The following is a 14,022-nucleotide window of genomic DNA, read 5'->3' on the forward strand; positions in this document are numbered from 1 at the left end:
CAGACTCAGCCCGAAAATGGATTCACATGAAAATCCGGAGAAAAAAATGCAATTCCGATAGAACCATTTTCACCAATAAATATATAGTTTCCACCAAAATCAGCATCATCCGACAATGATTCATCCACCACGCCCGCCTTAGAGGTTCTGATGGTGATCACCCTACCTGCCACATCAACGCCATTGCCAATGAATTTGGAAAGCATTGCTGGAAGTTCCGGCGAGTCCGCCTTGATTCTTACGCCAACAATCTCATATTGACTAGTCCTCAGCCAATCATAGAAACCGAACCAACTTGGCGATCCACAAGACTGCAAAGCAAAAAACTCCCCCTCAAAATCAAAGCCACAAGCACCCTGAGCAACATCAATAAGTCGCTGAAATCCCTTGCACGACAATACAACGATCGACATGGATTTACCAGCCATTATATTTCGCCTGCAGAAGAGGAAGGACTCTATCAATAATCTGCAATCGCAATTGCTGAATAGGAACAGAAATATTGCGCAAAGCGACCTCCCTATACGCACCAAGCGCGGAGATAGTCATCCCCGCAGGAAGAACTATTGGCCCCGCCAGCCTTGCCTGCGCAGCAGGAATGCCACTGCCGAAAAGCTCACGCAATGCCAATACACCCTCGTCACCAATTACCTTCTTCAGCGCATCAGTGCTCATAACCGAGAAAGCCTCTCCCGACGCCGCAATGCGAACGGCCCCAGCGAAAGAACCAGTAACGATTGTTTTCTTCAAGAAGTCACCGACAACATCACCAATATCGGGAGGGAGGGGAATTCCCGACTCTCGCGCATAGACAGCAACTCTTCGAATGCAGGCCATGTCTCCACCACAGGCAGCGGCTGCTTTTCGAATCTCGAGCTGATCCATCTTTGTGCAGGCACCTTCGTGACTCAAACAATTAAAGATATAGCCGAACGCCCCCGACTGAGCTCCGCTGGCGAACTTCCCACCACCCAACACCGATGTAGTTCCACCGATCATTGCGTGAATGAAGGTATCAGCGACCGGATTGCCGACATTCAAGCGACCACCCAAGAACTGCGCGGCCCCGGCCGACAAGGCGCCATTTCCGCATTTCCCGCCTCCAGCCACACTGGAAGCGCAGCCCACCCCGGCATGGAGAACCGCGCGGCCTAGGCCGTTGTCGCTCCAGAAGGCCGCCACTCCCTGTTCACCCGCTGCCGATGCAGCCTTGCTCATGGCGTCGCCCAGACTTCCCACGCCATAGAAGGCAAGCGATGTGAGACCGCCCTGCAACGCACCTTTCATGTTGCCGGTGGCAATTGCGCCCGAAACGAAGCCGGCCGCCGCCGATTGACCCGCGGCCACCCACCACACCTCGCCCGCCTTGGGCCCGAGCCACACTGCCACGGCAATGCCGATCACCATCCGCATCTGCTGCTGATCGATGATGCCTGCTGCTCGTGCAATCAGCGCGCCCACGATGAACGCCGCGCAGACCGGACACTTCCCATCCGCATCCACCGTGTTCAGCGGTCGGTTGTAAACGTAGCTGTAGCCGTTGTAGGTCTGGATGTCGAACGGATCGCCCACCACCGGATCGCCTTGCATGAAGCGCCCGATCATCGGGTCGTACAGACGCGCGTTCATGTGGATCACGCCAAGGTCGTCCAGGTGCTCGTGCCCGGTGAAGCCGCGGTCCGTGCCGTTGGCCGCATCCGGCGCTCCATCGTGGTAGTCGCCGACCAGCGCGTTCGCCGCATCCGTTGCACCGCTCGCGTACCGGCGCTTGCCCCACGGGTCGTACGCATAGCGGATCGTCTTCACCAGGCTGCGCCAATCGCCGCCACCGGCCACCGTCACCGCCACCGTCGAGCCCAGGTGGTCCTTGTGCCAGTACTCCAGCTTGCTCACCGTCGTCGGCACCGCAGCGGTCGTCGTCAGCAGCACGGTCGCATTGCCTGCACTGATGTAGTGCCGGTTCGTCGCCACCCCGCTTTCGTCGATCTCCTGCTCGTAGCTCAGGCCGTTCGCGCCATCGGGATGCAGGCTCCACGTGGTGCGCGTTCCGCGGCTCGTCTTGCGCAACTCGATCAGGCGTTGCTCGGCTTCGCCATACACCCAGTCGTAACTGGGCGCGACACCGCCGTTGCTGCTCACGCCGACGACGCCCGGCGTGTAGCCGTCGCCCTGCGGCAGGTTGAAGCTGTTGTAGCGGATGGTGCGGTAGCGGGCGTCGCCGAAGGCCCGCGTCAGGTTGCCTTGCGCGTCGTAGTCGTAGTCGGCGTTGTAGACCGGCCCGCCGGCGCGCGCGCGGATCGAGCTGACCGCATGCGGCAACGGCTGGCCGCTCGCGGGATACACGTACGAGCCGACATCGCTCTTCGACAGGATGTTGCCGATCGCGTTGTAAGCCAGCGTCACGTTCTGTGTCTGGCCACCCGGGTTCGTCGTCTGGTATTGCGTCAGCCGGTTCAGTTCGTCATAGACGAACACCTCGCTCGCATCGCCACTGCCCGCGCCGTTCACATCGGTGCGCGTGCTCAGGTTGCCCAGCGCATCCCACACGTAGCGATGCTTGAAGACGTTCATCGCCGCGGCGTTGGCGATGTCGGTGCCCGTCCCCGCGGCCGCGTCGGTGACCCGCCCGCTCACCGGATCGAAGCGAGTGTGGCTGCTCACGCCGTGGCCGAGCAGCGCGTCTTCCACCTTGCCCCAGGCATTCACCCGCTGCGCCGTCCAGTAGGCGTAGCCGCTGCCGTTGTGCACCGTCTGCATCGCGCCCAGCGCGGTGTAGCCGTACTGCACGCTGACACCGGTGGGCCAGGTCTGCTTCACCAGCCGGCCGAAGACCGCGTCGTACTCCATGCTCTGCGTGAAGGTCTTCTGCACGTAGCGCGGGTCGGGGCTGATCGCCGTGGTTTCGTTGAGCGGCCGCAGGTAGCGGTCGTACACCGTCGAGCGCACCACGCCGTGCGTCGTGCTGCTGCCGCACAGCTTGCCCTTCGTGGCGTTCGCGCCTCCGGCGCCGGACAGGCAGGCCGCACCATTCGCAGCACCGGTGACCGTGTCGAAGAAAAAGCTGCTCTTGAACTCCGGCGTCAGCTTCTCGACCAGGCGGCCTAGCGCGTCATAGGCGAGCGTGCTGCTCGTGCCCGCCGCACGCTGGTTCGGGCTCTGCTGCGAGGTCAGCTCGCCCAGCGCGTTGTAGCCATAGGTCCAGCGGCCCTTGTTCGGGTCCAGCATCGCCGTCTTGCGACCGCGTCCGTCGTAACGCACCTCGACGCGGTTGCCCAGCGGATCCACCGTCGTCACCAGGTTGCCCTGCGCGTCGTAGAGGAACGCGGTCTGCGCATGCTGTGCGTCTTCGGCCAGCACCACATGGCCCTGCGGGTCGCGCCACTGGATGTCGGTCTGCGTGCCGCCGTCTCGGTTGCGGCGCGTCACCGTCGTCTTCGCGCCTTCGTAGGCATAGCGCACCACCGTGAACCGCACCGCACCCGGTGCATGGCCGTAGGCCGTCAACTCGGTCACCAGCGCTGCGTCGGCGATCGACTCGCTGCCTTCGCCGTTGTCGGCCGTGTACACCGCCACCGGCCGGCCGATCACGTCGAACTGCGTGTACGTGAAGCCGTGCGCGCTGCCGTTGATCCCCGAACTCAGCGTGTCCAGGAAGTACGGCTGCGTCGTCAGCACCGCTGCGCCGTTCTGGTTGTAGAACGTGTCGGCGACGATCAGCTTGCCGGCGGTGCTGCTGTCGCCGTCGAACGCCTGCGTCACGCTGCGCATCGTGCGGCCGCGCATGTCCTGGTAGACGCGCGTCCACGGCCCGCTGACCGCCCCGTTCGCGCCATACGACTGGGTGTGCACGAAGCTCAGTGCGAGGGCCGGCTTCGGGTCGGTCGCCGGCAGGTTCGGCATCGACGAATCGTTCGTTCCAGGGCACCCTGGTGTGTTGCTGGTCCTGTCCGTCACGAACTGGACGTAGCAGTACCACATCCGGCTGAAGCCGCCGTCCGCCCGCGTCTCCTTCACCTTGCGGCCCAGCGCGTCGAACTCCCAGGTCGTCGTCAGCCCGTTCGGGCCGGTCGTTGACGTCGCCTGTCCGAACCGCGGATCCACGTACCTGGCTTCGGTATGGTTCAGCGCATTCGAGACGCTGGTGGCGTAGCTGCCGTCGAGCGTGCCGAGCGGCTGCGCCGAATTGCTGTACGACGCAGTCGCGGTGCGGTCGGCAAATGCGGCGCCCTGCGGCGGGGAACTGGCGCAGTTCGAGGTCGTCGTCTGCTTCCGGTTGCCGTACGAATCCAGCTGGTAGCGCGTCTTGACGCACAACGCGGCATTGTCCGGCTCGATCTGCTCTTCGATCAGCAGCCCGGTCGTGTCGTCGTAGTCGAATTTGCTCGAGCGCGTCTCGGTGAAGGTGGGCGCTGGAAGAGTCTGAGCCAGCGCATTCGCGCCAACCAACGCCAGCGCGACCAAGGAGCCCAGCAGGCGGGGAAGGATCTTGTGAGATTCAGACATGGCGTGGCTCAGTCTTCCAGCAGCAACTGCAGGATGGTCATCAGCACTTCAGGTCGGATCAATTTCGTCGGCGTGCCATTCAACGCAGGATCCTGCGTGGCCTTCGCGGCATCGCTCAGGCGGCCGCTGTCCCGATCGATCGGCTGTGTGGCATTGGTGGAGGACACCACGGTGCTGCTGCCCAGGCGACCCAGGAACCACCTGCTGCCGTCGACGAACCGGCTCGTGCCGCCATCGCCGCTCAGGTAGGTGTTGGTCGTCGATTTGCTCATGACCTGATCCGCCTTGCCGCCCACGGCATAACCCGTGGTCGTGATCGTCGCCGTGCCGACATCGCCATACGGCGTCATCGTCGAATTGACGGTGTCGACCTTGCTGACCTTCAGCGCAGGGTTGCCCAGGTCCCAGGTTCGCTCGACAGAGCGCATCTGGTACGGGCGCTTGACCGCCTCGGTGGTGCCGCACGGTGTCAGCCAGGTGGCCGACGAACCGCTGGCCTGCGACTGGACATCGCAGTACACGTAGGTCGTCATGTTGATGATCTGTGAGCCCCACCCGCCGGCGGCCTTGTCGGGTTTGTCGGGCACGTCACCGTCGACATCGAAGCATTCGCTGTTGACGCCGGTGCCGGCGGTCGACTGCGTGCCGGCACCCAGGGCCTTAGGCAACTGCCGCGGCGAACCAGGCCGCACGTTGCGGCTGTTGTCGACATCCTTTTGGACCACGTTCGACGGCGGTGCGTTCGGCACCCAGTCTGCGATGTGGCGCGTGTACGTGCACTTGGGCATGCCGACGAACTGCTTGCGCTGCGTGCCCTCCTGCCCGGTTTCGCTGTTCAGCGGCTGAAGGTACTCGGTGGTCGACGCCATCATCCCGCCGTTGGCATACGGGAAGTACTTCGTCACCGACTCGAGCCCGAGGTCCCCGCCGCCCGACAGGTCGGACTTCATGCCGACGTAGGCAAACGCCGTCGTGACACCGAGGTTGCTCGCCTCGCCCACGCCGTTGAGGCTGGGCTGCATCGTGCTCGCCACCAGCCATTGCGCAGGGTGGGCGTGGTGCGTCGGCCAGCTGTGCTTGCCGGCCTTGTCGGCACGCGCCTGCGGATCGGTGATGCCGCTCAGGTCGATCGGCGGGCGCGTGTTTGCATACACCCCCGCACCGATCGGCGACTTGTTGCCGACCAGGAGCCCGGCGCTGGCCATGCCGGTCGACGAATAGCTGATCCAGGTGGACACGCCGGACAGGTTCGTCACCACGTTCATCACGTCAGGTGGCGGCCCGTTTCGGTACCACAGGTTGTTGTTGCCCCCGTCCTGCATCCGGATGAAGCCGACGCTGCCGAGGCCCATGAAGTCGCCGGACAGGAACGTGACGCCGCCCGTGGCCATCTCCGGCAGGCCATAGCGCCCGCGGTCGGTGCTCGACAAGGCGGCAAAGCTGCCATCCGGCTTGCCGCCGTCGGTGCCGGCCAGGCTGGTGAAGAAACGCAGGTCGTGGCGCTCGTCTTCGCCGGTCCAGGCCATGAAGTCGATCAGGCCGTCGCCGTTGATGTCCAACGGCATCGACCCGGCGGCTCCGCTGCCGAACGCGAAGAAGCGAGGCCCCCCCGCCACGACGTAGCTGTCATCGCCAATCGGAACATTCCACGAGGTCTTGCCCCACGCCTTCAGCCAGTCCAGCGGGCGATCGTCTCTGACGAAGGTTCCACCCTGGTTGATGAACAGGCGTGCTTCATGCGGGTTCGCGGGCACGCTGTTCGGCGTGCCGCTCTGGCCGGGCGGGATCGGGCTTGGCACGGTGCGCGTGGTGGTGGGGTCCATCAGGATCACGTCGCTCTTGCCGTCGCCATTGGCATCGACGACGAGCATGCGTGCCGCCGTTCCCGCCAGCGGCGCCGGATCGATTCCGACCAGGGTCTCGTGGAAGAGGCCGTCGTCGCCTTGCATCCATCGGTTGTTGACGGCCAGCACGTCCAGCCGGCCGTCGCCGTTCACATCCATCGTTTCGACGAACGACATGCCGGCGTTCGCGCTGGTGTCGAGGGTGTGCAGCGGTACCGTCATGGCCGTCTGCTGCTTCAGCACGAACTGCCCCGCCCCGTTGCCCACGTAATAGCGGAAGACTCTCAGCTCCGGCGGGATCGTGAAGTTGCAACCGGTCGGCAGCCGCGACTGCGTGACCCATTCGAAGGTCACCAGGTCGAGGCGGCCATCGCCGTCGAAGTCCTGCCAGAACGCTTCTTGTGCGCGGGATTCCACCTGCGGCGCAACGGCATCCGGCTGCCCGTTCCAGGCCTTGCAGACGAAATTCGTCGTGTTGTATGTCGCGCTCGACAGCGGGCCTGCGACCGTTGCAGCCGGGTTCGGGATCTCGACGAACTGCCCGTAGTTGCTGGAGTTGGCCGCATCGTTGTCCGAGATCGACAGCCACATGCGGAGCCGGTTGCCACCGGTGCACGATGGCGTCGCCTGCTGCCTGCACTGGCGAATCAGGTCCATCCGCCCATCGCCGTTGATGTCGGCGACCGAAACCTCGTAGCCCGGCGGCAAATCGCCCAGCTTGACCGTGGCCAGATCCCCCAGCGAAGGCACCTTGTCGTACTGGCCCGGCACCGTGGCATCGGCCAGCCACAACTGATTGACCTCGCCGTTCACGCCGGCGTTCTTCGTCCACAGCAGCAGGTCGGTCTTGCCGTCGCCATTGAAGTCGCCGGTGATCGTGCCGCGCGATCCGTCGAACTTCACCAGCGGCCAGCCGCCGAGGTTGAAGGTCGTGGAGCCGACGTAGTTCACGTCGGAGGCCCACCCGGGGTAGTTGAACTTCGTCGCCGGCAGGCAGGTGACCGCCGCGCTGCCCGCGCATTCGGCGATGGCCTGCAGCAACTGCCGGTTCGTCGCCTTCGACGCGACGTGCGCCATCCGGTAGTTGCGCACGGCGCTTGCTCCGGTGGAGACCGTCACCTGCTTCAACAACTGGGTGCTGACGACCTTGGAACCCAGGTGGTAGGCCTCGGCCTTGTCGGGACGTTCTTCGTAGACCAACTCGACCTGGTGCCTCTGAGGGCACGCGCTTCCCGCGGCATCCTTGCAGCCGTAGTAGACCCGCTTCAGGTTCCACTCCCGCCCTGGCAGGATCGAGCCGTCCGGCCCCTTGCTGCCCCAGGTGCGCGTCGTGTTGTCGTACTCGAACTCGATCGCATTGCCGGCCGAGTCGACGACCTTCTTCAGCATCCAGGCCGTCGCCACCCCGGGCAACTGACCGCCCACGGACAAGGCAACGGCATCGGAGGTGGCCGCGCCGCGAATGCTCGCCTGCCCATACACCTGGGTGAGGCCGGCCTTGGTCTGCACCGTGAACGTCGCGGGGCCCTTGTCGGCACCGCCGCTGCCGGCCATGCCGCTCGCGCGGATGCGCGAATAGCCGTCGTTCTCGGTACGGAACTCGACAAAGCCGCTCGCCAGGCCCAGCGCCGGCGTCGCCTGGCTGGCGGCAGCCTTGCCGACCAGGGTCTGGGTGGTGTCGACCTTGATCAGGCGCTGGCCGTCAAGGCACAGGTTGTCGTCGACGGTGTAGCGCACCGGCGTGATCTGCGGCTTCACCGCGCCATTGAGCGCCACCGGCTCGATCTTCGGGCAACGCGTGACCTGCGAGATGCCCTGCACCGTCCAGCCCACGCCGATTGGCCCATTGTTGCCGCCGCTGTTGTAGACCAGGCTGAGCTTCGGCTCCATGCCCGCGACACCCGGCGGCACGACGATCGGGTAGCTGTAGACGGCTTGGCCGCTTTCGCTGACGACGAGGCCCTGCGCCATGGCGCTGATGGCCGCGAAGAAAGAGGCCATCGCCAGCATGCGCGGCGCAGCGCTCGAAAACCTGGCCAGCCACACAGCGGCCCGCGAGATGGAGAACGAGTTCATGGGGATCCTGTCAGGGCTCAGTTGGCATCGAGCCCGAAGCTCGTGATGACACAGGTCGTTGGCGTTCAGGTCTGCCGGCACGGCATGGGCATCGAAGACGATCTGGCCCGAAGGAGTGACGATGCGCCCGCATCGTGAAATCGCCGGATGCTCACGTCCCGACCCCGATGTACCCGATGTGGCAGAAGCCACCCTCGGTGTTGACGAACAGCGTGACCGTCGAGTTCTGCGCCTTCGCCATCAACAACGATGCGACATAAACCTTGTAGTTGCTGTCCGCTTCATTGAGGTAGGCAAACGAGGTTCCATTCGTGCACAGCGCCACGCCGCCGCCATTCAGGTAGACCCGGAATGCGTAGTTCGTGCCCGCCGTCACATCGATCGAGGTGATCTTTCCGCTCGGCGCGCCATCCCAGGCCCATGCAGGCAGGCCTGCGACCAACAAGGAGGCCATCACCCACTTGCGTATCCCTGCTGCGATTCGGCGGCAATTTCCAGATCCGTTCTTCATGTCAACTCCGAGATGTCGAGGAGTACAGCGTTGCAAGGCGTGACGCACGGCATCACCGCTGCAGCGTCACGGCAATCAGACTGCAACGCCCGGGGAACGCAGTCACAGCCGGGTTGTCGGTGATGTACAGGGTCACCGGCTTCTGCGCCAACAACGCCATCGACAGCAGACCGAACATGCGCTTGTCCGCATCGACGCTCTTCAGCGTGGTGATGTAGTTCGGATCGCATGACATGCCCGTCGGAACCGTGAAGCCGCCCGCAACCTGGACCTCCAGATTGCCAGCCTGGTGACCGATGGCATTGGCCTGGATCACCGCCACGAATTGAAGGGCGCCGGTGATGCTTCCTTCGGCGGCGCAGGCAGTCGAGCCCGCGAACCAGAAGCCCGCAAGAAGCAGCATGCGAAGAACGCGGCTTGCAACAGCCGATGTCAAGTGAAGCATCAATTCGGTCCTTCAATGAAATACATCGTCGGCACGTTCTGCCACGCCGGCAGCGTGGCGCAGGTGAACCCGTTGTCGTCGTAGTAGATCGTCACACTCTTGCCCGCGAGACGTGCGCTCAGCAGCGTGGCATACACCAGCTTGCAGCCCGCGGGCCCCATCTGGAATCCGCCTTGTGCTCCGACCGTGCACACCTTGTGGATCGGTGCGCCGACCAAGGCCACCGCCAGGATTCCGCTCTGATCAACGCCCAGGTAGCCCACCGGTCCGGCGCATGAGTAAATCGCCGACGCCTGTGCAGACATCGTCACCAGCAAGCAGGCCAGCAAGGCTCGCATCGTCTTCACCATGTCGTTCCTCGTTCAACAGACGCACGAGCACTCCCGCTCGCATGAGCGATGGAACATTCCGCGCGATCCCTCCAGCATCAAGGCGCTCGTGGGCGCCTGTCGATTCAATCCGCAGTCAGAGTGTTGCTGCGTCGACGCACGTTAACTGAATGCGACTCGCCCCCACAAGCCCGTTCGCAAAAAAAGAGACATCTCTCGTCCTTCGATTTGTGGATGTCATCAACTCGCCGTTCGCAGCAGACACTTTCCTCATCGTCGCAATTCGAGGTCGAGCGCAGCTATGCTCCCCGTCGTTGGCATCGTCCATCGGAAAGGATCTTCGTGTCTCCGAGTTTTGCTCCACATCTCAATTCCGTCGTGCGATCGGCCACCAGCGTCGCATCCGCATTCGCACTTGCAGCAGCCCTCACTCCCGCCGACTCGCTTGCCCAGGGTGCCTCGACCGGCTTTCGGCATATCGTCGACATCGGATGCGAGGGCGTGAACTGTTTCATGGCGCTGGACGGGGCGCCCTTTTCCGGACCCAGCGGCACCACCTGCGCAGCGCCGACGCTGGAGTTTCGTTGGGACGCGAGCACACCTGCCGGCAAGTTGGCCTACGGATCGTTCCTGGCGGCCTACTCGTCGGGCAAAGTGGTCTCCGTCTACTACTCGACCTGCTACGAGCTATGGAACGGCGTCTACCCGACCATCCACTATTTCCACGTGACCGGCTGAGGCGCGATCAGCCACGCGGCAACCGGATTCCTGCCTGCCTCAATACGTCTTGTACGGCAGGAACTTCCCGCTCATCACGATGCTGACCCGATCCCCCGCCGGGTTCGGCTCGCGCTGCAGGTCCATCTTGAAGTCGATCGCGCTCATGATCCCGTCGCCAAACTCTTCGTGGATCAATTCCTTGAAGGTCGTGCCGTACACGCTGACCAATTCGTAGAAGCGATAGATCAGCGGATCGGTCGGCACCGCGGTCGGCAGCGACCCCTTGTACGGCACCACGCACAGCCACTTCTGCTCGGCATCGCTGAGCCCGAAGATCTCACCGAGCACACCGGCCTGCTGCGGCGTCAGCGTCATCTGGCCGAGGCAGGCGGCCGTCGTCCATTCCTTGCTCAGGCCGACCTTCGCGGCCACGTCGGACCACTTCAGGCCCTTGGCAACCTTGGTGGCGATGATTTTCTCGGTGACGTCGAGGCGGCTCATGGCAATGCTCCTGCAGATGGTGGGGTGCGGCTGTGTTGCAGCACCCATGCGGATAGCAACGATCGTGCTAGCCTGCCGCGCACCATGTCGATGCTGCTCGAACGGGAAGGCCTGCTGGCCGCGCTCGCGGCCCGGTTCGCGCTCGCGGCACAGGGGCGTGGCGGCACCGTGCTGGTGTCCGGCGAGCCCGGCATCGGCAAGACCGCGCTCACCGAGCGCTTCATGCGCGACGCCGCACCGCGCAGCCTGCTGTGGGGTGCCTGCGAAGCGCTGTCGACGCCGCGGCCGTTCGGCCCGGTGCACGACCTCGCACGCGGTCTCGGCCCGCCACTGCGCGCGATGCTGGCCGGCCAGGCCGACCGCGGCCCGCTGTTCTCGGCGCTGCTCGACGAACTGACCCGCCTGCCCGCCCCGGTGCTGCTGGTGATCGAGGACATCCACTGGGCCGACGCCGCGACGCTCGACCTCGTCAAGTTCCTCGGCCGCCGGCTCGTGCGCTGCCCGGTGCTGATGCTGCTGACCCACCGCGACGACGAAGGCGTGATGGCGCTGCTGCGCCCGGTTTTCGCCGACCTGCCGGCCGCCGGCGTGACCCGCATCGCGGTGCCCGGCCTGACACCGGCGGCGGTGCAGCACATGGCCACCGCTGCGCAGCGCGACGGCTGCGGCGTGCACGCGACCACCGGCGGCAATCCGTTCTTCGTGACGCAGGTGCTCGCCGATGCAGGCGACGGCGTACCGGCCACGGTGCGCGACGCAGTGCTCGCCCGCGCTGCGCAGTTGCTGCCGGCGGCACGGCAGGTGCTGGACCTTGCAGCCATCGTGCCGCGCGCGATCGAGCTCGCGCTGGTCGACGCGGTGCTGTCCAGCAACGACGCCGATGTCGACGCCTGCCTGCTCGCGGGGCTGCTGGTGGCCGACGGCAGCACGCTGCGCTTTCGCCACGAACTGGCCCGCGTCGCCGTCGAGCAGGCGCTGCTGCCGGCACGCGCCCGGTCGCTGCACGCGCGCACCCTCGCGGCGCTGCAACAGGGCCCGGCGGCCGCACCGCTGGCGCGGCTGATGCACCACGCGTTGCTGGCCGGTGACGACGGCGCGGTATTGCGCCTCGCGCCGCAGGCCGCGCAAGAGGCCGCCGCGCGCGGCGCGCGCCGTGAGGCCGCGGCGCACTGCCGCCACGCACTCGCGCTGGCCGACCGGCTCGGCGACACCGAGCACGCGACGCTGCTCGACGCCTATGCAGCGCATTGCTTCGAGCTGAACGACCTCGCTGCCGCGATCCCGGCCCGCGAAGCCGCGCTCGCGCTGTTCGAGAAGACCGGCGACCTGCCGCGCCAGGTCGAGACGCTGGCCGCGCACACGATGCCGCTGGTGCGCGCACTGCGCAACGCCGAGGCCGATGCCGCGAGCCGTCGCGCGATCGAGCTGGCCCGCCAGCTGCCGCCCGGTCCGCCGCTCGCGCTGGCCTGCGCGACCGAGTCGTACCTGCGCATGCTGAACCGCGACCTCGACGACGCGGTCGAATGGGGCGAGCAGGCGATCGCGCTGGCCCGCCGCTTCGAGCTGCCGGCCATCCTGGCCGGTGCGCTGAAGACGGTCGGGGCCGCGCTGCTGTTCGTCGACCCGGCGCGCGGCCGCGCGTTGCTGCAGCAGAGCCTGGACATCGCGCACACGCTGAACGACGGCGGCGCCGGTGTGGCCGATGCGCTGTTGATGCTCGGCACCGCATCGGGCGAGGTGCACGAATTCGAAGCCGCCGACCGTGCCATCGCCGACGGCATCGCGTTCGCCCACGAGCGCGACCTCGACCGCCTCGCCGGCTACATGGAGGCTTGGCGCTCGCTCTGCGACATGTACCAGGGGCGCTGGGAGCTGGCCGGCGAGCGGGCGCATGCGGCGGTCGCGCGCGAGGCCGCCGGGTCCACCAACCGGCTGATGGCGCTGGTCGCGCTGGCCCGCCTGCGCAATCGCCGCGGCGACCCGGGCGCGATGGAGGTGCTGGACGAAGCGCTCGCGCTGGCCCGCCAGAGCGGCACGCTGCAGCGCCTCGCGCCGGTGCATTGCGCGCGCGCCGAGGCGGCCTGGCAGGCCAGGCAGCCGGCCGCAGTGCGGCAGGAGGTCGATGCCGTCTTCGCACTGGCGACGGAACACCGCCACCCGTGGTTCATCGGCGAACTCGCGTTCTGGCGCTGGCGCGCGGGCGGCGAACCGGTCGTGCCACCGCACTGCGCCACGCCGCATGCGCTGCAGATCGCAGGACGCTGGCGCGAAGCGGCCGCCGCATGGCGCGAACGCGGTTGCCCCTATGAGGAAGCGCGGGCGCTTGCCGACGGCGACGAGGCGGCACAGCGCGACGCGCTGGCTTTGCTCGACCGGCTCGGCGCGCGGCCGCTCGCCGATCAGGTGCGCGCCACGATGCGCGCGGCCGGCGTCGCCGCGGTGCCGCGCGGTCCGCGGGCGGCGACGCGGCGCAATGCGGCCGGCCTGACCGCGCGCGAGCTGCAGATCCTCGCGCTGGTCGCCGAAGGCTGCCGCAATGCCGAGATCGCCGTGCGCCTGTCGCGCTCGACGCGCACCATCGACCACCACATCGAGGCGATCCTCGCGAAGCTCGGTGCACCGTCGCGCGGCGAGGCGGCCGCCGCGGCCCGCCGGCTCGGCCTGCTCGACGACCCGTCCGCAAATTAGGCAAGCGCCCCGCCCAAGATGGGCAACGGCTGCCCTGTGCCGCGAGGGCCGCGAAACCTATCGTTGCGCCACGGTCCGATGTCCGGACCGATCCAACGATTCCAGGAGATCCCCATGCCCCGCTACCTCGTCGAACGCGACTTCCCCCAAGGCCTCTCGATCCCGATGGACGCCGCCGGCAGCAAGGCCTGCCGTGCCGTCGTCGACGGCAATGCCGAATCCGGCGTCACCTGGGTCCACTCCTATGTGAACCCGGACCGCAGCAAGACCTTCTGCATCTACGACGGCCCGTCGCCCGAGGCGATCCGCCAGTCCGCGAAACGCTCCGACCTGCCGGTCGGCACGATCACCGAGGTGTCGGTGCTCGACCCGTACTTCTACCGTCCCTGAGCAGGCTGCAAGGGC

The 14,022-nt window shown here is 66.0% G+C and carries 10 protein-coding genes; 3 read left to right on the forward strand and 7 right to left on the reverse strand.

Annotated elements, in window-relative coordinates; translation table 11 throughout:
* Positions 1-5 precede the first annotated feature (5 nt).
* The 6 genes from FHT26_RS28330 to FHT26_RS28355 all read right to left on the reverse strand — a co-directional run bounded on the left by FHT26_RS28330 (position 6) and on the right by FHT26_RS28355 (position 9,729).
* Positions 6-413: a hypothetical protein gene (locus tag FHT26_RS28330; protein ID WP_168563424.1), complete on the reverse strand. Its 408-nt coding sequence runs from the start codon at positions 411-413 to the stop codon at positions 6-8.
* Between the two features lie 4 nt (positions 414-417).
* Positions 418-4,503 carry an RHS repeat domain-containing protein gene (locus FHT26_RS28335; protein ID WP_168563425.1) on the reverse strand — a complete coding sequence of 1,362 codons (4,086 nt, stop codon included), beginning with the start codon at positions 4,501-4,503 and terminating at the stop codon, positions 418-420.
* An 8-nt stretch (positions 4,504-4,511) separates the two neighbouring features.
* The gene (locus FHT26_RS28340; protein WP_168563426.1) at positions 4,512-8,423 is read right to left on the reverse strand and encodes an FG-GAP-like repeat-containing protein; all 3,912 of its coding nucleotides are present in this window, start codon (positions 8,421-8,423) and stop codon (positions 4,512-4,514) included.
* Between the two features lie 151 nt (positions 8,424-8,574).
* A complete protein-coding gene (locus FHT26_RS28345; protein WP_168563427.1) occupies positions 8,575-8,934 on the reverse strand; it encodes a hypothetical protein in 360 nt (119 codons plus the stop codon).
* A 52-nt stretch (positions 8,935-8,986) separates the two neighbouring features.
* On the reverse strand, positions 8,987-9,337 hold the full coding sequence (locus FHT26_RS28350) for a hypothetical protein (protein WP_168563428.1): 351 nt from the start codon (positions 9,335-9,337) through the stop codon (positions 8,987-8,989).
* 41 nt (positions 9,338-9,378) lie between these two features.
* A complete protein-coding gene (locus tag FHT26_RS28355) occupies positions 9,379-9,729 on the reverse strand; it encodes a hypothetical protein (protein ID WP_168563429.1) in 351 nt (116 codons plus the stop codon).
* Between the two features lie 213 nt (positions 9,730-9,942).
* On the opposite strand from FHT26_RS28355, the gene FHT26_RS28360 reads away from it, so the two are divergent.
* Positions 9,943-10,446: a hypothetical protein gene (locus FHT26_RS28360; protein ID WP_168563430.1), complete on the forward strand. Its 504-nt coding sequence runs from the start codon at positions 9,943-9,945 to the stop codon at positions 10,444-10,446.
* Between the two features lie 39 nt (positions 10,447-10,485).
* Here FHT26_RS28360 and cynS read toward each other — a convergent pair whose 3' ends face one another.
* Positions 10,486-10,929, reverse strand: coding sequence for a cyanase (gene cynS / locus FHT26_RS28365; protein WP_168563431.1), 444 nt, complete (start codon positions 10,927-10,929; stop codon positions 10,486-10,488).
* An 84-nt stretch (positions 10,930-11,013) separates the two neighbouring features.
* Here cynS and FHT26_RS28370 point away from each other — a divergent pair, with 84 nt between their 5' ends.
* Both FHT26_RS28370 and FHT26_RS28375 read left to right on the forward strand, forming a co-directional pair.
* On the forward strand, positions 11,014-13,617 hold the full coding sequence (locus FHT26_RS28370; RefSeq protein ID WP_168563432.1) for an ATP-binding protein: 2,604 nt from the start codon (positions 11,014-11,016) through the stop codon (positions 13,615-13,617).
* 114 nt (positions 13,618-13,731) lie between these two features.
* Positions 13,732-14,007: a DUF4242 domain-containing protein gene (locus FHT26_RS28375; RefSeq protein WP_056810483.1), complete on the forward strand. Its 276-nt coding sequence runs from the start codon at positions 13,732-13,734 to the stop codon at positions 14,005-14,007.
* Positions 14,008-14,022 lie beyond the last annotated feature (15 nt).

The sequence above is a fragment of the Rhizobacter sp. SG703 genome, from assembly GCF_012275445.1.
Taxonomy (GTDB): domain Bacteria; phylum Pseudomonadota; class Gammaproteobacteria; order Burkholderiales; family Burkholderiaceae_C; genus Rhizobacter.

Bases quoted from the DNA above. Each gene is read 5' to 3' on its own strand.
- FHT26_RS28360 (WP_168563430.1), top strand. From the start codon at position 9,943: ATGTCATCAACTCGCCGTTCGCAGCAGACACTTTCCTCATCGTCGCAA.
- FHT26_RS28375 (WP_056810483.1), top strand. From the start codon at position 13,732: ATGCCCCGCTACCTCGTCGAACGCGACTTCCCCCAAGGCCTCTCGATC.
- FHT26_RS28355 (WP_168563429.1), bottom strand. From the start codon at position 9,729: ATGGTGAAGACGATGCGAGCCTTGCTGGCCTGCTTGCTGGTGACGATG.
- FHT26_RS28370 (WP_168563432.1), top strand. From the start codon at position 11,014: ATGTCGATGCTGCTCGAACGGGAAGGCCTGCTGGCCGCGCTCGCGGCC.
- FHT26_RS28350 (WP_168563428.1), bottom strand. From the start codon at position 9,337: ATGCTGCTTCTTGCGGGCTTCTGGTTCGCGGGCTCGACTGCCTGCGCC.
- cynS (WP_168563431.1), bottom strand. From the start codon at position 10,929: ATGAGCCGCCTCGACGTCACCGAGAAAATCATCGCCACCAAGGTTGCC.
- FHT26_RS28340 (WP_168563426.1), bottom strand. From the start codon at position 8,423: ATGAACTCGTTCTCCATCTCGCGGGCCGCTGTGTGGCTGGCCAGGTTT.
- FHT26_RS28330 (WP_168563424.1), bottom strand. From the start codon at position 413: ATGTCGATCGTTGTATTGTCGTGCAAGGGATTTCAGCGACTTATTGAT.
- FHT26_RS28335 (WP_168563425.1), bottom strand. From the start codon at position 4,503: ATGTCTGAATCTCACAAGATCCTTCCCCGCCTGCTGGGCTCCTTGGTC.
- FHT26_RS28345 (WP_168563427.1), bottom strand. From the start codon at position 8,934: ATGAAGAACGGATCTGGAAATTGCCGCCGAATCGCAGCAGGGATACGC.